The sequence below is a fragment of the uncultured Methanospirillum sp. genome (assembly GCF_963668415.2).
GTDB lineage: Archaea > Halobacteriota > Methanomicrobia > Methanomicrobiales > Methanospirillaceae > Methanospirillum.
Map to the genome: position 1 here is coordinate 24,033 of NZ_CAXXDL010000002.1, position 18,888 is coordinate 42,920.

At 50.7% G+C, this 18,888-nt stretch carries 20 protein-coding genes and 2 tRNA genes; 13 read left to right on the forward strand and 9 right to left on the reverse strand.

Going from position 1 to position 18,888, the window contains the following annotated elements; genetic code table 11:
• Positions 1–42: 42 nt before the first annotated feature.
• The 4 genes from ACHZA2_RS18570 to ACHZA2_RS18585 all read right to left on the reverse strand — a co-directional run bounded on the left by ACHZA2_RS18570 (position 43) and on the right by ACHZA2_RS18585 (position 3,814).
• On the reverse strand, positions 43–3,183 hold the full coding sequence (locus ACHZA2_RS18570; RefSeq protein WP_319581015.1) for a HEAT repeat domain-containing protein: 3,141 nt from the start codon (positions 3,181–3,183) through the stop codon (positions 43–45).
• An 85-nt stretch (positions 3,184–3,268) separates the two neighbouring features.
• On the reverse strand, positions 3,269–3,457 hold the full coding sequence (locus tag ACHZA2_RS18575) for a hypothetical protein (RefSeq protein WP_319537481.1): 189 nt from the start codon (positions 3,455–3,457) through the stop codon (positions 3,269–3,271).
• 59 nt (positions 3,458–3,516) lie between these two features.
• Positions 3,517–3,589, reverse strand: a tRNA-Lys gene (locus ACHZA2_RS18580).
• Positions 3,590–3,741: 152 nt separating this feature from the next.
• Positions 3,742–3,814: transfer RNA gene (locus tag ACHZA2_RS18585), tRNA-Lys, on the reverse strand.
• Positions 3,815–3,898: 84 nt separating this feature from the next.
• On the opposite strand from ACHZA2_RS18585, the gene ACHZA2_RS18590 reads away from it, so the two are divergent.
• Genes ACHZA2_RS18590 through ACHZA2_RS18600 form a run of 3 tightly spaced genes read left to right on the forward strand, consistent with a single transcriptional unit; the run spans position 3,899 to position 7,647 of the window.
• The gene (locus ACHZA2_RS18590) at positions 3,899–5,365 is read left to right on the forward strand and encodes a DHH family phosphoesterase (protein WP_319580898.1); all 1,467 of its coding nucleotides are present in this window, start codon (positions 3,899–3,901) and stop codon (positions 5,363–5,365) included.
• The gene (locus ACHZA2_RS18595) at positions 5,355–5,981 is read left to right on the forward strand and encodes a 6-hydroxymethylpterin diphosphokinase MptE-like protein (RefSeq protein ID WP_319581016.1); all 627 of its coding nucleotides are present in this window, start codon (positions 5,355–5,357) and stop codon (positions 5,979–5,981) included. Before ACHZA2_RS18590 ends, ACHZA2_RS18595 begins: the two co-directional genes overlap by 11 nt.
• Positions 5,971–7,647 carry a radical SAM protein gene (locus ACHZA2_RS18600; RefSeq protein WP_319581017.1) on the forward strand — a complete coding sequence of 559 codons (1,677 nt, stop codon included), beginning with the start codon at positions 5,971–5,973 and terminating at the stop codon, positions 7,645–7,647. The genes ACHZA2_RS18595 and ACHZA2_RS18600 overlap by 11 nt, the downstream gene beginning before the upstream one ends.
• Here the strand turns inward: ACHZA2_RS18600 and ACHZA2_RS18605 are convergent.
• Positions 7,619–8,752: a CBS domain-containing protein gene (locus tag ACHZA2_RS18605; RefSeq protein ID WP_319581018.1), complete on the reverse strand. Its 1,134-nt coding sequence runs from the start codon at positions 8,750–8,752 to the stop codon at positions 7,619–7,621. The two genes, ACHZA2_RS18600 and ACHZA2_RS18605, sit on opposite strands and share 29 nt — an antisense overlap.
• A gap of 185 nt (positions 8,753–8,937) precedes the next feature.
• Between ACHZA2_RS18605 and ACHZA2_RS18610 the strand changes: the two genes are divergently transcribed.
• Together ACHZA2_RS18610 and ACHZA2_RS18615 are read left to right on the forward strand one after the other, a co-directional pair.
• Positions 8,938–9,198 carry a PRC-barrel domain-containing protein gene (locus ACHZA2_RS18610; protein WP_319537486.1) on the forward strand — a complete coding sequence of 87 codons (261 nt, stop codon included), beginning with the start codon at positions 8,938–8,940 and terminating at the stop codon, positions 9,196–9,198.
• A gap of 86 nt (positions 9,199–9,284) precedes the next feature.
• Positions 9,285–10,013, forward strand: coding sequence for a tRNA(His) guanylyltransferase Thg1 family protein (locus ACHZA2_RS18615; RefSeq protein WP_319581019.1), 729 nt, complete (start codon positions 9,285–9,287; stop codon positions 10,011–10,013).
• A 48-nt stretch (positions 10,014–10,061) separates the two neighbouring features.
• Here the strand turns inward: ACHZA2_RS18615 and ACHZA2_RS18620 are convergent, their stop codons facing one another.
• Genes ACHZA2_RS18620 through ACHZA2_RS18635 form a run of 4 tightly spaced genes read right to left on the reverse strand, consistent with a single transcriptional unit; the run spans position 10,062 to position 13,301 of the window.
• Positions 10,062–11,243, reverse strand: a complete 1,182-nt coding sequence (locus tag ACHZA2_RS18620; RefSeq protein WP_319581020.1) for a M20/M25/M40 family metallo-hydrolase — start codon at positions 11,241–11,243, stop codon at positions 10,062–10,064.
• Positions 11,240–11,746 (reverse strand): hypothetical protein, encoded by a 507-nt coding sequence (locus tag ACHZA2_RS18625; protein WP_319580892.1) that lies wholly within the window; start codon positions 11,744–11,746, stop codon positions 11,240–11,242. The genes ACHZA2_RS18620 and ACHZA2_RS18625 overlap by 4 nt, the downstream gene beginning before the upstream one ends.
• 42 nt (positions 11,747–11,788) lie before the next feature.
• Positions 11,789–12,667 carry a GTP 3',8-cyclase MoaA gene (gene moaA, locus ACHZA2_RS18630; protein WP_319581021.1) on the reverse strand — a complete coding sequence of 293 codons (879 nt, stop codon included), beginning with the start codon at positions 12,665–12,667 and terminating at the stop codon, positions 11,789–11,791.
• Positions 12,651–13,301 (reverse strand): RlmE family RNA methyltransferase, encoded by a 651-nt coding sequence (locus ACHZA2_RS18635; RefSeq protein WP_319581022.1) that lies wholly within the window; start codon positions 13,299–13,301, stop codon positions 12,651–12,653. Before ACHZA2_RS18635 ends, moaA begins: the two co-directional genes overlap by 17 nt.
• 93 nt (positions 13,302–13,394) lie before the next feature.
• On the opposite strand from ACHZA2_RS18635, the gene ACHZA2_RS18640 reads away from it, so the two are divergent.
• From ACHZA2_RS18640 to asd, 8 genes are all read left to right on the forward strand, one after another.
• Positions 13,395–14,138 (forward strand): DNA polymerase sliding clamp, encoded by a 744-nt coding sequence (locus ACHZA2_RS18640; RefSeq protein ID WP_319537492.1) that lies wholly within the window; start codon positions 13,395–13,397, stop codon positions 14,136–14,138.
• 3 nt (positions 14,139–14,141) lie between these two features.
• Positions 14,142–15,329, forward strand: a complete 1,188-nt coding sequence (priL, locus tag ACHZA2_RS18645; RefSeq protein ID WP_319580890.1) for a DNA primase regulatory subunit PriL — start codon at positions 14,142–14,144, stop codon at positions 15,327–15,329.
• A gap of 154 nt (positions 15,330–15,483) precedes the next feature.
• Positions 15,484–16,062, forward strand: a complete 579-nt coding sequence (locus ACHZA2_RS18650; RefSeq protein ID WP_319580889.1) for a thiamine-phosphate synthase family protein — start codon at positions 15,484–15,486, stop codon at positions 16,060–16,062.
• A gap of 3 nt (positions 16,063–16,065) precedes the next feature.
• Positions 16,066–16,257: a 30S ribosomal protein S17e gene (locus ACHZA2_RS18655; protein WP_319537495.1), complete on the forward strand. Its 192-nt coding sequence runs from the start codon at positions 16,066–16,068 to the stop codon at positions 16,255–16,257.
• Between the two features lie 9 nt (positions 16,258–16,266).
• Complete coding sequence (gene dapA, locus ACHZA2_RS18660; RefSeq protein WP_319537496.1) at positions 16,267–17,142, forward strand: 4-hydroxy-tetrahydrodipicolinate synthase; 876 nt, start codon at positions 16,267–16,269, stop codon at positions 17,140–17,142.
• Entirely contained in the window at positions 17,135–17,896 is a 762-nt protein-coding gene (gene dapB, locus ACHZA2_RS18665; RefSeq protein WP_319580888.1) for a 4-hydroxy-tetrahydrodipicolinate reductase, read from the forward strand. Before dapA ends, dapB begins: the two co-directional genes overlap by 8 nt.
• Positions 17,897–17,958: 62 nt before the next feature.
• Positions 17,959–18,132 (forward strand): 4Fe-4S binding protein, encoded by a 174-nt coding sequence (locus ACHZA2_RS18670; RefSeq protein ID WP_109967321.1) that lies wholly within the window; start codon positions 17,959–17,961, stop codon positions 18,130–18,132.
• Between the two features lie 40 nt (positions 18,133–18,172).
• On the forward strand, positions 18,173–18,888 hold a 716-nt coding region (asd, locus tag ACHZA2_RS18675; RefSeq protein ID WP_319581023.1), incomplete at its 3' end, for an aspartate-semialdehyde dehydrogenase.

Sequence of the window (18,888 nt, forward strand, 5' to 3'; positions counted from 1 at the left end):
CATAAACCGGTACGGTGCGATCTCACATCAATCTGATCAAGTTCAGACAGTTGGCAGTCTGCTCTTGATCTGTTTCAGGGCCTCACGGCAGGCATTACTCACTTCAGGATCAGAATCCTTTAGCCCGCGGGCAAGAATATCCATGCTCGGTGGGCCTATTTTCACGAGAGTATCCCAGTCCTCGCGTGCAAAGAGGTAACTCAAACGATCCGTGGTGTACTTTGGTTTCCAGCCAAATCCCTGGAGCAGCCGCACCACATCCTGCCGCACCCTCCGGTCAGAATCTGTCAGGGCCTGGATCAGCATGAACATGGCAGGCTCGCCGATCTTTCCTATCCCGTTGATGGCTGCTGCCCTGATCTCTCCATCCTCATCTTTCAGAGCACCAAGCAACTGGTCAAGAACCGGAAGCCCGATATCTCCCATCGATTCGATGGCCGCGACCCTGACCTCCCGGTCCTCATCCTGTAATGCACTGGTGAGCGGGTCGAGTGCCTCCCTTCCGAACTTTCCGAGTTCACGAACCGCAGCGATCCTGATCCTGCGATCAGAATCTTCCAGTGCCTTGAAGATGATCGATGCAGATGAGGGATCCATGAGATCGCCGAGCAGGTGAATCAGTGGAATTCTTCTGAGGTCACGATCCGGGAGCTGCTCCATCACCTGGTGGACCCGGGTGATAACCTGTCCTTTCATGCTTGCAAATGTCTGCAGCACCAGTGTTGGTGTCGGCCTGGTCCAGCTCAGCAGGGCACCGATCAGGGGATCGATGACGGCGGTACCTTTGCTCACCAGGATGCCGGTGAGCATCCTCTGCATCTCGGGATCATTCAGGCTGAAAAGATGGTGCATCTGTGGCGCATCATTCATCGAGATGTCCAGGATCATTGACATCAGTGAGATTCCACGTTCACTACCCTGCTCACCTGTAGTCTCAAGTGCCTTGAACTCATCAAGGAGCCGCGGTAGCGCCACTCCACCCATATTGGCAAAGATGCTGCTGATCAGAGGCACCATTGATTTGTCCTCGTTGAAGAGGCTGAAGAGTGCAGGTATTGCTGGTTGTCCTATTCTAGCCAGGGAGAGGCCTGCATAGTTGACAACCTCCTGATCCTGATCACGCAGCAGGTTCATCAGTGTGGGGACCGCAGGCTCACCGATTGATCCGAGTGCTGCCACTGCATATACCACGAGCATCGGATCTCTCAGTTCCTCAATAAGGGCAGGCACTGCTGCCGGTCCCATCTTTACCAGAAACGACGTGAGCACTAGTTTCTGCTCTTCATCTTCTTCCTGGCGCAGGCTGTTGATCAACGGCTTGATTGCTGCATCTCCGAACTTTTCGAGAAGATCGCCCGCAAACTGGATCTGATCGGTATCACCGGTGTTTATCAGTTCGATGAGATGGGGAATGACCTGTTCAGGAGAGGCCCGGATGATCTCGCTGACCGCATCCATGCTTGCGCCTGATCCCTGCTTCATCATCTGTTCGATAAAGACTCCCGGATCCTGTTCAAATGAGATCGCCAGAAGATCCTTGATCCCTCTTGTAAGATCAGGCCCTGCTGAGCCGAGTGCATCGAGGAGTTCAGGAACAGCCTTAGCTCCCTGGTTCTTGATGATCGCGTATGCCTGAATCTGCCCCTGGCTTCCCGGCACGATCATAGGGATGAGGTATGGCACAGCGTCAGTCCCGATATCAGAAAGGATCGAACTTATCTTTGAGGGATCTGCAGAGAGGGGGTCACCAAGCGCATCTGCAAGGTCAGGTGCAGCATCAGATCCCATCTGCCTGAGCGCCGAGTCTGCGAGCATTGCAGCGTTCTCATTTCCTGAAGAGAGAACATGAATGAATCTGGGTGTGACCATGTCACCCATCTGCATCAGTTCATCCATCGCTGCTTCCCGAACTCTGTTGTCGTGGTTGGAGAGGGAATCGATCAACGGATCAATTGCCCGTACCGGATCGATCTCTCTGAGCATCCTGATAGCAAAAGTGGCAGTCTTCCCTCCCCGCGTTGGTATCGCCTCTTCAAGGATTGGAAATGCCAGTCTTCCCATCTCCCTGAACACGCGTGCCACCGGGCCGGTGGCTTCATCACCTTTCTCTTCAACTGCCTGGAGTAGCCAGGGAGCCGAAAGCGAGCCCAGTCTTGGAAGAATTCCTGATACTGTCCTGGCGATATCTGCCGAGGGATTAAAGAGTGCCTGGGTCAGTTTGGGAAGTCCCGGCTCTCCTATCCTGATCAGAACAGAACTGATCTGCTCTCTGTCGCTCTCTTTATGCAGTGGAATCTCCCTGATCAGGTGCTCTACAACGGGCTCTCCGATTCGTATCAGGGCGTTCTCCGAGACGGCGCGGATCTCAGGATCTTCGTCATATATTCCCCTGATGAGCGGCACGATGGCAGCGTCCCCGATCTCCATGAAGACTTTGAGTGCCATTGAGGAGGTGACCGGGTTGGGATCCTTGAGTGAATCATATAATGGCTCAAGGGCTGGTCTGCCGATCTCCTGTATGATATAGAACTTGAGGTCACGGGTTTCGTCCCGATCCTGAGCACATGAGGAAAGCAGATCGACAACCACCTGATCTCCGAGGAGGATAAGAAGTGCTGCTGATCGCGCCCGGACTTCATCATCCGGACTGTCGAGGGCCTGAATGAGATAGGGAACCGCATCCCGCCCGGCAGTCTCGACCATGGCTTCTGCCATTCGTGCAGTCCGCCGCTCTTCTGATCCCAGAGCACTGACTATGATCGGAAGTACCGGTTTGCCATAACTGAGAAGAGTATATGCAGCCCGTTCTTCGCCTGCCTCATTCAGGATGGGGGTACACGCGAGGATCTCCGGAACAACCGAGGGGCCGAGCCTGAGCAGTGTCCGATGCAGCCATCGTGTGACTGTTTCATCAGCGCTGTTAAAGGTCTCAATCAGGGGACGAACTGCTGGTTTTCCGATGAACTCAAGAGCTTCAGAGGCTGCATCCACAACCCTGGGATCCGGATCTCCAAGGAGTGCGATGAGTTCAGGTACTGCACGTGGTGTCTGCATCCTCCCGAGGGCCAGGGCAGATTCTACCCGCATGGGCGTATCAGGAGATGTTCTGACAATTTTTATCAGCCCGTCAAGATCCCCTTTCAGTCGCATCCGTTCAGGATCAGGTCTGAATAATGTGATCATACTCCTATACCCCCCATACTGGCATCATCTGTATAAGGATTGATGTTTCAGGAAATTATTAATAGATTCTTAAATCAGATCCCGGTTAATCATATTTTCCGCGGAGACCCGACCATCCGGTGTATCCGCAGTACAGGCATCCGATCCCGTTGCAGTGCCTGCACATACGTTCAGGAGTTGTAACCTCAACGGTACCTTTCTTGTCACAGAAGCAACATCCTTCACCTGCGCAATGCTGACAGGTCACCCGGACATATTCTGTAGTATCTGTCATACGGACTCAGACGAGGTATAATCAGATAAATGCAACGAATTAAAAAGTTAACAAAAGAGCGGGCCTGAAGGGACTCGAACCCCTGACCTACAGATTAAGAGTCTGTCGCTCTACCGACTAAGCTACAAGCCCTTGTGCCTTATCATATAGGATCGTCCGGCATATGAATATTTCGTATGTCCTGCCATCATGTCCATCTTCGAAAAGGTGTACAACTATTTCTGGTCTAGATGAACCTATCCGAAAAAATACTGAATGATAAATTAGAGCAAAAATAAAAAGAACGGGCCTGAAGGGACTCGAACCCCTGACCTACAGATTAAGAGTCTGTCGCTCTACCGACTAAGCTACAAGCCCTTGTGCCATAACATGTTGGCAGATCTGCAATAAATATATTTCGTGGCCTGATTTAAACGTATAAACGCTTAATATATTATTGTTATGCAGGATTATCGCCTCCCGGGAGTTCCCGGCAACAGAACCTATCTGATCTGCGGGTGCGGGAGTGTCGGGTATCTCATTCTGGAGGAGCTCAAGAAGGAAGGTGGAAGGCTCCTCTGCATGGATAATAATCCCGAACGGGTTCAGGAGCTGAGGGAACAGAAGATAGAGGCATTCCTGCGTGATATGCTTGATGCCGAAATGCTCCATGGGATCGCCGATTTTAATATTGCATTCGTAGTCAGCGACAGTCACGAAGCAAATAGTGCTGCAATGCGGACGATCAGGGAGAAGTACCCCCGGGTCCATGTGGTTGCACGTGCGGTTGATCCAATCAGTGAGAAGGATCTCATCCAGGAAGGTGCCGACCTGGTTCTGTATCCACAGCAGGTTGTAGCAACCGCTGCAATCGATCATCTTCAGAAATTTCAGAAGCATCACCTCTCAAAGCAGCTTTTTGATATCCTGAGATCCTGGACCGGGATTCTGGGAATCATCACTCACACAAATCCGGATCCTGATGCAATATCCAGTGCCATGGCCCTTGCTGCAATAGCAAAAAAAGCTAATCCGGATCTTGAGACCCGCATTCTGTATGACGGGATCATCGGTCACCAGGAGAACCGCACCCTGGTGAACCTGCTTGATATCAAGATGGAGAAGGTTCGTCCTGAAACGCTGGCAGAGTGCTCGCACCTTGCTCTTGTTGACAGTAAAGGACCGGGCATCAACAACGGTCTGCTTCCTACCACCCCGGTTGACATTATCATCGATCACCATTACGAGCCCCAGTCCGGCAGTATCATCAGGGCACCGTTTGTGGATGTCAGGCAGAGTGCCGGTGCATGTGCAACTATCCTGACCGAATATCTGATAGAACTTGAGATCGAGCCGGATCAGATGGTTGCTACCGCCCTGCTCTATGGCATCAGGGCTGACACCAAGCAGTTCAGAAGAAATGTAACACCACGGGATCTTGAGTACTCAGCATTTCTGCTCAAGTACAGTGACGAGGATCTGCTTGAGAAGATCATGTCACCCCAGTATGCCCATGAGACGATCGATATCATCGGCGATGCAATCAACAACCGTAAGACCAAGAACGGGTACCTCTTTTCAAACGTCGGATATGTCCGTAACCGTGATGCCCTCCCTCAGGCTGCAGATCTCCTCATCAATCTGGAAGGGATCAGCACGGCACTCGTGTATGGAATAACTGACGATGCGATCATCATGTCAGGCCGTAATCGTGACCTCAGGTTGAATCTTGGCAACGTGATGAGCGAGGCCTTCTCTGATCTCGGGGATGCCGGTGGCCATGCAACGATGGCTGCAGCGAGTATTCCGCTCCATGTCTTCTCGTCAGTGAGGGAGAAGAAAGGGCTTTTAGAGATGGTTATCGAGCCCATCCTGCAGAACTTCTACCGGCTTGTCGGGCTTCTGGAGGACGAGTCCGGTGAGGTATGAGGAGTGGGAACCCCTCTACCACGAGATATGTGAGTACTTCTCTTTTGATCCTGCCGAAGATGAACGGGCAGCAGTGATAGCAGCCAAACTCTCATCTGCTGATTCAACGGTTGAACTTGTGAACCTGATTTCTGGCAAACCTGTTACTGTGTGCGGGAATGCCCCATGTCTGAAGAGCCAGGTCCAGGCCGGAGGGGTATCCGGTGTTGTCATCGCTGCTGATGCGGCAGCAGGTGTACTGCTGACCTGTGGGGTCAGACCTGATGTCATTGTCACCGATCTCGACGGGATCGATGAGTACGCCTGTGATCTGAACAAGAGCGGGACTGTAATGGTAGTTCATGCTCACGGTGATAACATTCCCCGGGTTCAGGCCTGGGTTCCCAGGTTTTGCGATCCCCTGATCCTCACCACTCAGGCCAGACCTTTTCAGAATGTTCATAATTTTGGTGGCTTTTCTGATGGGGATCGTGCGGTGTATATGGCACAGGAGTGCGGAGCATCATCAATTCATCTTCTCGGGTTTGACTGTGATGATCAGACCGTCACTCCTGTCAAGAAAGGCAAACTGATCTGGGCACGCAGACTTCTCTCTGAGATCGGATATGACTGCTGAATCCTGGATCATCGACGGGTATGTAGACGAACCAGCCTGCCTTGGTGTACCTCCATATATATCACCATACATCAGGACCGTAGCCGGTGTCCTCACCTCTCGCGGGTTCTCGGTCAGGTACTGTACCATCGATCAGATCAGGGCTGATTATACATTTCTCAAAAAAGCAGGTGGATCTGACCTCGTTGTGATGATTGCCGGGGTGACTGTTCCGGGGAAATATCTCGGCGGAACTCCCGCAGGGTATGGCGACATCAGGCAGATCGGATCGTCACTCAAAGGACCGGACAGTCCCGACACATTTCTGGGAGGACCGGTTCTCTTCGGCTCATCTCAGGGAGGAGGGATGAAAGCCATACGCCAGGAGGAGTTCGGGTTTGATCACCTCCTGTATGGCTCACCTGCCCAGGCACTCGATTCGTTCCTGGATGGATCTGATAAGGTCAGTTCGCACTCGTATTCTGCCGAGGACGAATGGGCCATAGCCGGAGCCGGTATCGTCAGGGATCATCCTCTTTATCCACATGTGCTCTGCGAAATGGAGACCTCTCGGGGTTGCTCGCACGCTGAGTCAGGCGGATGTTCGTTCTGTACTGAACCGTTCTACGGCAAACCTGAGTATCGGGATGTATCAGGCATCGTAGCAGAAGTGAAGGCACTTTCTGATCAGGGAATTCTTCATTTCAGACTCGGTCGCCAGCCTGATCTCCTCACGTATCAGGCCGGATCCGGGGAATATCCTGCTCCAAGACCCGAGATCCTTGAACGGCTCTTTACCGGGATCAGGGCTGCTGCACCTGATCTTGAGACCCTCCATATCGACAACATCAACCCTGGAACGATTGCACGACATCCGGATGCATCACGGGATGCACTTTCAGTCATCGTGAACGGCCATACTCCCGGAGACGTTGCAGCGTTCGGGATGGAGACCGCTGATCCTGCGGTGGTCAGGGCGAACAATCTCAAGGCAGATCCTGATATGGTGATGGAGGCTGTGCGGATTGTCAATGAAGTCGGAGGACACCGTGATCGTGGCATCCCCCATCTGCTTCCCGGTCTGAACTTTATCTGTGGACTAGCAGGTGAGACCGCTGGCACCTATCGTCTGAACAGAGAGTTCCTCAACAAGATCATAAATGAGCATCTCCTGGTAAGACGGGTGAACATCAGGCAACTGATGCCGTTCGAAGGGACCCGGGCCTGGTCAGAAAACGCTCTCCCGGTTGATGACCGTCACTTTCATCAGTTCAAGGAGGAGGTTCGTAAACACTTTGACCTGCCGATGCTCCGCCAGGTCTATCCGGTGATGACTGTGCTCCGGCATGTTATCATTGAGGAGTCGGGCGGTACCTCGTTTGGAAGACAACTAGGTTCTTATCCTATCCTGGCTGGCATTCCTTTGAACCTTCCGCTCCGAACAATTCTGGATATTGTCATCGTGGATCATGGAATGCGATCGGTAACCGGTCTGCCATGGCCGATTCCGATCAACGACCTTCCTGCAAAAGTTATCAGATGGATACCCGGCCTTCCTAAATCTGTACAGGGCCGTGTTCTTGCAAAACGTCCGTTCAGGGATCTGGCATCATTTGAGCAGGCAGCAGGAGTATCCTTTCCTCCCGGCCTCTTCTCGTTTACATCTCACGCAGTTCCATCACGGTGAAGATATCTGACTTGGTGATGATACCGGTAACAGTCCCGTTTTCTATCACTGGAATTCTGCCGATATTATACTGGGTCATGATCCTGAGTGCATCAAACACCGGAGCTTCAGGTGGAAGGGTGATCACATCGGTGGTCATTGAATCTTTCACCTGCATTGCATCACGGTCAATTGATGAGACACGTGTAATGTCATCAAGGGTGATGATACCAGCCAGATATCCCCGGTCGATGACCGGGAATCCCAGATGCTTGGTCTGGTACATCATGGCTATCACTTCAGTGAGCGGCATCCCGGGCTGGACTGACATAACCGGCTGGGACATGATCTCCCTTGTTGTAACATCCTTGAGCAGGAATTTGTACCTGGTGACATTTGACTCCTGTCCTGCGCCGATATAGATGAAGAAGGCTATCAGGATGAGGATGGGTGAGAAGATAACCAGACCAATGAGACCGAAGATGACTGCAAACGCTTTTCCTATGGTTGATGCGATGCCGGTTGCCTTATGAAGTGGCATCCTGAGTGCAAGGTACGCTCTGAGCACCCTCCCGCCGTCCATCGGAAAGGCAGGGAGCAGGTTGAAGATAAAGAGCAGAATATTCAGGATTGCCAGGTATCCCCAGACGTATGTGACCATACCGGCGAGAGCAGGATCTGCTATCACCAGGGGTGTTCCATAGAGCAGTGCGATGCAAACAAGGCCGAGAGCCAGGCTCATGGCCGGACCAGCCAGGGCCATCCAGAATTCAACTCTTGGATCAGTATCCCGATCCTCAATAGATGCAACACCCCCAAAAAACAGGAGCGTGATACTGCCGATAGCAATACCTGCCCGTCTGGCGATGAGTGAATGGGCAAGTTCATGAACAAATACGCCCAGGAACAACCCAATGGCGATAACGAATCCGAGAAGGTACGGGATGTACCCCTGCGTGATCAACTCGTCATTGAGCTGAACATGGAAAAGATCTGATACCATCGAGACCGTGAATGTGATGTCGGTCCCGATCAGCCAGGCAAATATTGGGATTATCAGAAGGAAGGTAAAATGTATCATGATCGGAATACCAAACAGTCGTCCGATTCTGAATGATCCATCCATAATACAGTATTCACTGAGATCAATAAACAGATGGTGATGGCTGAGGATCGGGAGATCTCTTCATCAGGTCTGGCTGCTGTCCTGCAGGTATACCATAAGCAGGCATAGATCCGGTCAGTGTGGCCCGTTCCTGATGAAGATAAATACCTACTTTTTTATGGATATGATATAAATGTCAATGGAGTATGAAGAATCAGATTACTGACCTTATCGGCCTTAAGATATACTCTGAGAACGGTATGTTCATCGGTGAGGTGGAAGACCTCGTTCTTGACATTGATTCAAAGCGAATAGACTCTATAGCGGCAGGAAAACTGAATCCTGATGTTATCGAAGTCAAGACCCATAAGGGTATCAAGATTCCGTTCAGGTTGGTCAAGAGCATCTCTGATGTGGTTGTGATCCGCCATATTCAGAATATGTTCAAGGATGATGCTGACCTCTGATCACTCCAATATTGAGCATTTAATCAGATTCTTAATCAACCTCTCCCGAAACATAAGATCATGTATGGTCCAGGGCAGGATTATCAGTGAAAGAGCGGGAGATATACACTGGGATAAAAGCCCTTGCGCCCGTTATCGTCAGGCTTGATGGACGGGCCTTTCATCAGTTTCTTGCACGTCAATCACTTAAACGTCCCTTTGATGACGGATTTTCTCTGGCGATGGTGAATGTCTGCTCTTCACTTCTTACTGAAAGCGGGTTCGCACCTCTCTTTGCGTACACCTTTTCAGATGAGATAAGTATCTATCTTGATGAACTCCCGTTTGAGGGGCGCGTTGAGAAACTTGCCTCGGTGATCGCCTCACTGGCTTCAAGTTCTCTGACTATTGCTATGAAACCTCCATCACCGATCTCATTTGATGCACGAATCATTCCTGTTGAAAAGGGCATGGTTACAGAGTACCTGAACTGGCGACAGAAAGAGGCATGGCGCAACCATATCAACGGGTATAGCCAGGCACTTCTCCTGCAGGACGGAGTTGGCAGGACTGAGGTTCAGCGCCGGCTGAATGGCATCAGTGCACGTGAACTTCATGAGATCTGTTTTCAGCACGGTGTTAATCTTGCACAGACTCCCGCATGGGAACGCCGGGGGATTATGGTGTACCATACTCAGTATACAAAGGAAGGATACAACCCGGTGACACAAGAGAAGACCGAGGCGATCAGGAGAATGGTGTATGTTGACCGGGACATCCCAGTTTTTTCATCAGAAGAAGGGCAGGCGTTTGTAGAGAGGATACTTGGTCATTGACCTGTTTTGATTTAACTCTAAAAAATTATTGCAGTTCCCGTGTGATGGTCAGATCTTTGATATCCGGTTCAGCACGTACTCGTACACCTGCTGACAGTTCTCAAGCATAGACACCGGAACCCGTTCATTCACCGAATGGAGAAGGTTCAGATCACCGGGACCGTACATCACCACTTCTGCCCCAAGTATCCGCAGGTACCGGGCATCGGATCCAGCCTGGCTTACTCCCGGTTCTGCCTGTGTCTGGAGTACCGACCCAATCCCTTCACACAAAAGTTTTGTAAGATTTCCGGGTCTGCTGAACGATGGTTCTGAAGACTCCAGCACCGTGATAGCAGCATCGGGTGCTGCAGCCTTCATCAGTGGGATCACTTCGTCTACTCTGCATCCCCATGGAATGCGCATGTCCAGTGAGAGATCGCAATGCTGGGCAACCACGTTCATCCGTTCACCACCCTCAATGAACCCTGGATTGTACATGATTCTGGAGAGGACCCGATCTGCCTCAGAAGCAGAAAGTCCGGTCAGGCTCTCCAATGCTTTCCCGGTAACTCTGATAGCATCGGCAACTTCAGGTTCGATCGGCCATTCCCGTTCATGAAGTCTCTGGCAGAAGTCAAGGTACCTGCATGCCTGGACGATCGCTGAGTTCCCGATCACCGGGTGTAGGGATGCATGACCGGATTCTCCTGAGAATGTAACACGTGTTCTGAGTACTCCTTTCTCCCCGATGATCGGTGATGCAGGGGGTGTGGGTTCAGCAATGATCGCGTCGCATGGCTTCAGGATCCCTTCCCCTACAAGCTGTTCCATCCCGAACTCGCCTTTCCCTTCTTCATCTGCAACAAAGGCGACATCAACCCCGGGATCACCCTCGGTGTCTATTGTATTTCTGAGTGCAACAAGCAGGGCTGCACACCCGCCTTTCATATCGGTGGACCCACGCCCGTGTACAAACCCGCCTTCTATCAGCCCGGCATACGGTGGATGTATCCATCCCTCATCACGTGCAGGAACAACATCGACATGACCACAGAGGAGAAGTTTTCCTTTCGGTTCTGCAGAGAGCAGGTTATGTCTTCTGCCTCTTGTGACAGTCCGGGTCTTCAATCCGATATCGTCACAGAACTCCCTGATGTATGCGATCACCTCGTCTGTGTACCCGGGAGGGTTTTCAGATCTGATCTGTACCAGGTCTGAACATATCTCTGTGACATCAGCGCTGCTCATCTGCAGGTCCCGATATACTCGTTTAGTTTCGTTGCAACTGGAGAATTATTGTAAAGGGCAGAGAGGTAGGATCGTTCAAACATCTCATCAATCATGATCTGAAAGGTTTCAGGAGGCATCGGTCTGCGATCATCAGGGTTTAGAATAATTCTGAATGACCTGTACGAAGCAGGATCAGATGATGAGTATATCTTCTGAACAAATAGTGGAAACTTCTGATACTCATCCGGATGGTTGGCTTCAAGCCATACCATAAACTTTGGAAATATTCCCAGTTGATCTGTCTGTGCCTCGTCTGTCCTGTGTTTGAGGTACTCACGGCTCATCTGATTACGGGGCGAATCAGCATTGTACGCGAGAACCGATATTGAGTAGTCAAGATGAGCCATTGCGTCAAAATACCAGAACCTGAGAACCGGATGAAAGTCAGATGTGTCTTCAAGAATGAGAGATTTGTTGTAGAGTGCCTGGAGTACCCGTGCGTACTCGTTGACTTCCAGCATACACAAAAGTAGGTGGCAGAAGATTAAAAGCGTCTCTGCCGGTCAGGAATTATATGGTTCGCGAAGGCCTATTGCCTGCCTGAAGAGGGCGTCGAGTTCTTCCCCCTTCTTCCCCCTGATATCAACAAGATTATCAGACCTGAGCAGGCAGGGTTTCAGTTTTCCGTCAGACGTAACCCTGAGCCTGTTGCAGTGTTTGCAGAACTCTGAGTTATGAAACGGCCTGACAAACTCGATCTCGGCCCCGCCGTAACAGTATTTTTTCCGGTGGTGCATCCTTCTGGTGATCACCCGTTTGGACGAGGCAGCGATATGATCCTCGAGCTCTGACAGATCTGCGTGGTACGGACAGTCACCAAGATCCATCAGTTCGATGATCTGCAGGATCATATGCCGTTCATCTGCTACCAGCCTGATGAAATCATCGATCTCGTTCTCGTTGATCCCTTTCAGAAGGACCATGTTGATCTTTATCGGTACAAGCCCGGCAGCCTTGGATGCTTCTATTCCTGCGAGGGCATCATCAAGCATGTCAACGCCCGTGACCATCTTGTATGTTTCCGGGCGGAGACTGTCAAGGCTGATATTTACTCTGGAGAGGCCGGCATTATGAAGGTCCATTGCCATCGGACCGAGCAGCGTACCGTTGGTAGTCATGGAGGACTCGATACCTGCAGGTACGCTCCTGATGATCTCAAGGATATCTTTTCTGAGCAGTGGTTCTCCCCCGGTGAACTTCACCGACCTGATCCCAAGCCGCTCAGATGCAAGCAGGACCTCCCTGATATCCTCAAGTGACATCGGGTTCTCAGGCTTGCACTCACCTTCCCGATGACAGTATATACATCTGAGATTACACCCTGCATTCAGGCTGATACGGATGTTGCTGACCGGGCGATGGTGATTATCCCGAATTGCCATCGGTCACCTGGTCCGTCTCTTCCTGATTGATCTCATCATAGAGATCATCCCGACCTGCGATGAAGTTGCGTGCTATGATGTAGACTTCAGCACTTCCTTTCCTGCTTGAATGGGTCTTGTGCGTAGTGACCCTGAAGAACTCCTCTTTCACCTTCCGGTAGATCCACTGGAAGTCTTCACCCTGGAACGACTTCATCACGAGGTTTCCGCCTGGACAGAGCACCTGTATGGCAAAGTCGAGTGCCATTTTGTTGAGATCTATTGCTCGTGCCTGGTCGTACGACTTGTGCCCTGATAGTTTTGGTGATGCATCGCAGACCACCAGATTTACTTCAGGCAGGAGATCGAGAACCCGTGCAACTATTTTGGGTGTAGAAAAATCCCCGACCAGAGTCGTAACACCTTCAAGAGGCTGTATCGGATTCAGGTCAATTCCGACGATCAGTCCAGATGTGTTCTCTTTCAGAACCTGAAGCCAGCTCCCTGGGGCTGCACCAAGATCAACTACGTTGTCCTGAGATCGCAACACAGCATTTTTTTGTAAAATTTCTTTTAACTTAAATGAAGCACGGGAACGATATCCCTGTTTCATTGCTTGCTGGTATACCTTGTCCCTACCCCATTGAGAACCCATAAGTCGCTCGTATCCACCTTATTCGTAAATATTGCTCAGACCAGCACTTATATGTGCGTCAAACTAATATTGTTAGAATAGTAGGGAGCGCAGATGCTGAAAGGAACAATAAACGCCGATACTTTTCGTGATTCTATCGACGCCGTCGCTGCTCTGGTGACCGAGTGCAGAATGCATTACTCTGAGCAGGAGGTATGGATCAGATCTGTCGATACCGCAAATGTTGCAATGGTTATCCTCACCCTCCAGCGCGAAGCGTTCAACACATATGAGGCTACACCGGGCGAACTTGGTCTTGACATCACAAAGATGAAGAACATCTTCACCATGATGGGAAAGGCAAGCGAAGTAAGCCTGGATTACCCTGACGGGGCTAACAAGATAGAAGTCAGGTTTGAAGGATATCACTACGCCATCACGTTGCTTGACACTAGCACCATCAAGAAAGACCCAAACTCTCCGGGTATTGAGCTCCCCGGTGTGGTTACTGTGGCGGGTGCTGACCTCTATAATACCATCAAGTCGGCTGCAGTTGTTTCAGACAAGATGTGGCTTGGAATAAACCCTGACAAGAAGGTCTTCTATATCATAGCCGAAGGCGACAGCGATCATATCGAACGTGAGTTCACAGCCGATGAGATGATCTCCTGTAACTTTTCACAGGCACGCTCCCTCTTCTCCATCGATTACCTCAAGGATATGGGAAAAGTGATGTCTCATGCAGCAGAGGTCACGATTCATCTGGGCTCTGATCACCCGGTTAAGTTCTCCTTTGATATCGCTGGCGGAAAGGGCCATGTTGAGTATCTGCTCGCACCCCGTATCGAAGCAGACTGATGCATGGTAGCACTTGACCTCAGAGATCTTGCAAAATATTCTTTTTTAAAAGAAGCTCAGTCGTTCATCAGCGCGAATACGTCTTCTCTTGATCAATACCTTGATTCACCTGCAGGGCGTCTTGCAGTTAAAGAGGCATATGAAATTGTATCAGCGTCACTCAGGTTCAATCCACGTCAGCCTCCAGAAACTCTTCCTGATGTCCCTTCAGAGGCTGCTGCGGTCAGGATAATTATCTCTGCATATCCGGTTAGCAGGCTGCTTGTATCCTGTTCAGGTGACCGGATGCTTGTCGACAGGCTCTGTCGGTATCAGTCCTGGAAAGTATACCGGTACCTCCAGGAAGAGGATCCCAGGAAGAAGGAGGTGATAGCAGCCAGTCTCGGCCTCTCCGGGAGTTCAACAGAGATCCCGGTGATTCAATACGTCGAGATCGCTTCCCGGCTCACTGATGATAGATGGAGGCTTGTGAACCGTGTCGTGGAGAAAGGGATTGTCAAAATCCATAAGGATGAGATTGATGAGATCCTGAGAGAACGCCTGAGGGTTATCATGAGCCAGAACCTGCCGCTCAAAGTCCCTCCCTCTCTCTGTATCTCTCTCCAGCCGGTGCTTGACCGGATAAAAGTCACGATACAGGAGCGGATGCTTGAAGAGTTCGGGTCTGTGGAAGAGTCAGCATTCCCTCCATGTATTCAGGCAATTATAGCCGCACTCGTGCAGAGGACGCATCTGACTCACATGGGCAGATTTGCAGTGACCGCTTTTATGCATAACATCGGGATGCAAAACACCCAAATTGTTGAACTGTACGGTCATGTTCCTGATTTTGATCTCTCAAAGACCATGTACCAGGTGGATCACATATCAGGACAAGGAGGGAGCGGTACAGAATATACTTCTCCGCTCTGTTCAACCATGAAGACACATGCACTCTGTGTTCATCCCGATGCCCTCTGCAGCAAGGTAACCCATCCGCTCTCGTACTACAAACAGAAGAAATGGATGATCACCAATCCCAAAAAGAAGAATAGTTCAGCCGGATCGCAATCAGGGGGTGACGTTCCGGATCAGGTACCCGCCACCGCTGATAACGGCGATAAACATGAACAACGCAATGAGGTACGAAGTACTGCCCTGCAGGAAGATCGGAAGCACGATGAGGACCGCAAGGAAGATAATAAGGCTTAAGACACCAACCACGGCATCAAGCATCCACCGTTTCATAATCTGACCATACTATCTGCTCATGACCATAAGTAAATGCCTGATCCGATGAAGTTCGTAACACGTTACCTGTGTCCGGTTCAGGTGGGAGATCACAGAGTCCGAAAGAGAAAGAGCCATGAACTATACTCATGAATCAGGGGAGAAGGAGATGCATCCTTCGGGTGATAACTCTTGTGGCAATACGCTAATAATCCGTGAACTGGAAGCAGTACTGCCTGTCCTGAATGAAATCTCACATCCGTTGATCGGGCCTGCCAGGGGAATATCAATGGCATATGCCAGGCAGGGTGCCCGGACAACCGGTGACACTGCTGCCATATCAGAAGGTACTGTTATCATTGCAGCAGATCTGCCGGTCTGCAGGATGACTCTCACTGCCATACGGTTTGACCCTGCCATACGGTGTGCAGCTGTCCTTCCGTATGATCCCCAGATCATAACTGCTGCTGAGGCTATGCTCATGGAAGTCACCACTTTCAACCGGGCACAGGAACCACCCGGGGACCCCACTCATGACTGGGGGGTTGCCTTCTGTTGTGAGAAGAGTGAAGGTGTTCCTGATGTCATCTATGACCTTGGTTATGCAGAAAAAGATCCTCTGATCCGAATCTTTGGTGAGAATCCGACCCGGGTTTTAGCAAATATTAATAGGATCTTATCGCGCATAATAAATACAAAATTTACAGAGGAATAATCAATGGGTGTTAAACCAAGTTATATCAAGAGCATCGGTACCGAACTTCTGGAAAACCACCGCGAAAAGTTCTCAGGCGACTTTGATGAGAACAAGAAGGCCGTAAGTGCATCAACTGATATCCCTACCAAGGGTGTCCGTAACCGTGTCGCCGGATACATCACAAGAAAGGTAAATACCGGAAGAACCGCATAAATAACCCTCATGTTTGAGGGCGTTTTCCCTGCGCTCATTACTCCTTTTCAAAGGAACGCCGGGAAAGATCTTGATGTGGATGGACTCAGGTCCAACATAGCTTTTCTTCTGAAATCAGGAGTTCACGGGCTGGTGCCATGCGGCTCAACCGGAGAATCAGCCACACTCAGTAGTGCAGAGCACGAGAAGGTTGTGGAGGTTACCCTGGAAGAGGCCGGAGGCAAGGTTCCTGTCCTTGCAGGTACTGGTTCAAACAACACTTCTGAAGCTATCAGATTTACTAAGGCTGCAAAGGATGCCGGAGCAGATGGTGTCCTTGTCATCAGTCCTTACTACAATAAGCCCAACCGGTCCGGTCTCGTCAAGCACTACCACGCCCTGGCTGACCTGGACATACCTGTTGTCATCTATAATATTCCGGGACGTACTGGTCAGAACCTTGCACCTGATCTGATTGCAGAACTTGCAGATCATCCAAGCATTGTGGGTGTTAAAGAGGCAAGCGGAGATATCAATCAGATCTCAACCATCATTGAACTGACCCTTGACAAAGATTTTACCGTGATATCAGGTGATGATGGGATGACTCTTCCGATCCTCGGTCTTGGAGGTGACGGAGTGATATCAGTTGCAGCAAACATTGTGCCAAAGCCGATGATTGAGATGTATAACGCTGCAAAGAAAGGGGACTATGAGACTGCTCGCAGCATCCATTACAACCTTGCACCCTTAATCAGGGCACTCTTTGTCGAGACCAACCCGGTGCCGATCAAGAAGGCATCTGAAATAAGAGGCATGGCAGCTGGTCCGGTAAGGCTTCCGCTTGACGAAGCTGGTGAGGCAACGGTTCAGAGATTACAGGAGGTGCTTGCACACTATGATTAAAATCGCTATTTGTGGTGCATTCGGTCGCATGGGAACGACGATCGGTAATATTGTCACAAATGATCCAGAGATGAAACTGGTCGGAGGAGTGGATGTCCAGGAAGGAGAGGTCTTCGGCGTTCCGGTAGTCTCTGCCGAAAAGTTTGCAGCTTTTCTTGTAGAAAAGAAACCTGATGTTGTCATCGACTTCACTGTGGCTGCAGCCTCGGCCCAGAATATTCCGGTTGCAGCTGCAGCGGGATGCGCCATCATTCTCGGAACGACGGGCCTGAATGCTGATCAGCGCAACCTCATCAACGAAGCTATCGTAAAGGGAGGAGTTCCTGCAGTAATCTCCACGAACTACTCTATCGGGATGAACATTCTCTGGCTCCTTGTCAGGGAGGCTGCACAGCGGCTTGGTGACTATGATATCGAGGTCACCGAAGCACACCACCGGTACAAGAAGGATGCACCGAGTGGCACTGCCAGGACAATCCTTGAGATCCTTCAGGAAGAGGTCGGTCCCAGGGAAGAGGTATACGGCCGTGAGGGTATGACAGAGCGTGGGAACGAGATCGGTGTCCATGTCATCAGGGGCGGAGACATCGTCGGGGATCACGCAGTGATGTTTACCAGCAACTTTGAGACCGTGACCCTCTCACACCGGGCATATGATCGTGGCGTCTTTGCCCAGGGAGCCGTCAGGGCGACGAAGTGGATTGTCGGAAAGAAACCTGGTATTTATGGCATGAAAGATGTTCTCGGCCTCTGATCAACGTAAAAACCAGGTCGAAAATTTTTTTATATTAATGAACAGAGTCTTTAGAGATTTTCATGACTGCAATAATAAACAAGGATACCTGCACCGGCTGTGAGACCTGTGTCGACGAATGCCCTGCCGTTGCCATCTCCATGAAGGATGACAAGGCCGATGTAAACGCCGACCTCTGCGTAGATTGTGGTTCCTGTGTGGATGTCTGTCCTGCAGAAGCCATCTCAATGGATTAAATCATCCATTTTTAATTACTATTCTCTCCAATGTACCGGTATGATCAGTGTAGGGGTTCTTGGTGCAACCGGAGCCGTCGGGCAGCGGTTTGTGCAACTCCTTGCAGGTCACCCGAATTTTGAACTCTCAGTTCTGACCGCATCCAAACGGAGTGCTGGAAAAAAATACCGTGACGCCTGTTCATGGCGTCTGGAGGTTCCGTTTCCTGAGGATGTCGGCGACATCATCGTGTCTGATACCACGGTTGAGAGTCTGAAGAAGGTTGACCTCGTCTTTTCTGCGCTTCCTGCCGACCTTGCCGGAGATGTGGAGATGCAGTGTGCAAAGGCGGGAATTGGAGTCTGCAGTAATGCAAGTACGTACCGGATGGAACCTGATGTTCCACTGGTAGTCCCTGAAGTCAACGCCGATCATCTCGGTATGATCGATCTTCAGAGGGACAAGGGGACAGACGGGTTTATCGTCACAAACCCGAACTGTTCAACCATCATGCTCACCTGTTCACTGGCACCCCTTCGCAGGTTCTCATTCTCTGATCTCAGGGTAGCTACGATGCAGGCAATATCCGGAGCAGGGTTTGAAGGAATACCGGGTATGGCCATCTTCGACAACCTGATCCCCTATATCGGTGGGGAAGAAGAGAAGATGGAACGTGAGACCCTGAAGATCATGGGCACCTTTGACGGAGCCGAGGTTCAGAAGGCTCCGTTCTCTGTAAGTGCCTGCTGTAACCGTGTCCCGGTCATTGACGGACA

Coding starts and splice junctions, on each gene's coding strand:
- ACHZA2_RS18570 (WP_319581015.1), bottom strand. CDS start 3,183: ATGATCACATTATTCAGACCTGATCCTGAACGGATGCGACTGAAAGGG.
- ACHZA2_RS18575 (WP_319537481.1), bottom strand. CDS start 3,457: ATGACAGATACTACAGAATATGTCCGGGTGACCTGTCAGCATTGCGCA.
- ACHZA2_RS18590 (WP_319580898.1), top strand. CDS start 3,899: ATGCAGGATTATCGCCTCCCGGGAGTTCCCGGCAACAGAACCTATCTG.
- ACHZA2_RS18600 (WP_319581017.1), top strand. CDS start 5,971: ATGACTGCTGAATCCTGGATCATCGACGGGTATGTAGACGAACCAGCC.
- ACHZA2_RS18605 (WP_319581018.1), bottom strand. CDS start 8,752: ATGGATGGATCATTCAGAATCGGACGACTGTTTGGTATTCCGATCATG.
- ACHZA2_RS18610 (WP_319537486.1), top strand. CDS start 8,938: ATGAAGAATCAGATTACTGACCTTATCGGCCTTAAGATATACTCTGAG.
- ACHZA2_RS18620 (WP_319581020.1), bottom strand. CDS start 11,243: ATGAGCAGCGCTGATGTCACAGAGATATGTTCAGACCTGGTACAGATC.
- ACHZA2_RS18625 (WP_319580892.1), bottom strand. CDS start 11,746: ATGCTGGAAGTCAACGAGTACGCACGGGTACTCCAGGCACTCTACAAC.
- moaA (WP_319581021.1), bottom strand. CDS start 12,667: ATGGCAATTCGGGATAATCACCATCGCCCGGTCAGCAACATCCGTATC.
- ACHZA2_RS18635 (WP_319581022.1), bottom strand. CDS start 13,301: ATGGGTTCTCAATGGGGTAGGGACAAGGTATACCAGCAAGCAATGAAA.
- ACHZA2_RS18640 (WP_319537492.1), top strand. CDS start 13,395: ATGCTGAAAGGAACAATAAACGCCGATACTTTTCGTGATTCTATCGAC.
- priL (WP_319580890.1), top strand. CDS start 14,142: ATGGTAGCACTTGACCTCAGAGATCTTGCAAAATATTCTTTTTTAAAA.
- ACHZA2_RS18650 (WP_319580889.1), top strand. CDS start 15,484: ATGAACTATACTCATGAATCAGGGGAGAAGGAGATGCATCCTTCGGGT.
- ACHZA2_RS18655 (WP_319537495.1), top strand. CDS start 16,066: ATGGGTGTTAAACCAAGTTATATCAAGAGCATCGGTACCGAACTTCTG.
- dapA (WP_319537496.1), top strand. CDS start 16,267: ATGTTTGAGGGCGTTTTCCCTGCGCTCATTACTCCTTTTCAAAGGAAC.
- dapB (WP_319580888.1), top strand. CDS start 17,135: ATGATTAAAATCGCTATTTGTGGTGCATTCGGTCGCATGGGAACGACG.
- ACHZA2_RS18670 (WP_109967321.1), top strand. CDS start 17,959: ATGACTGCAATAATAAACAAGGATACCTGCACCGGCTGTGAGACCTGT.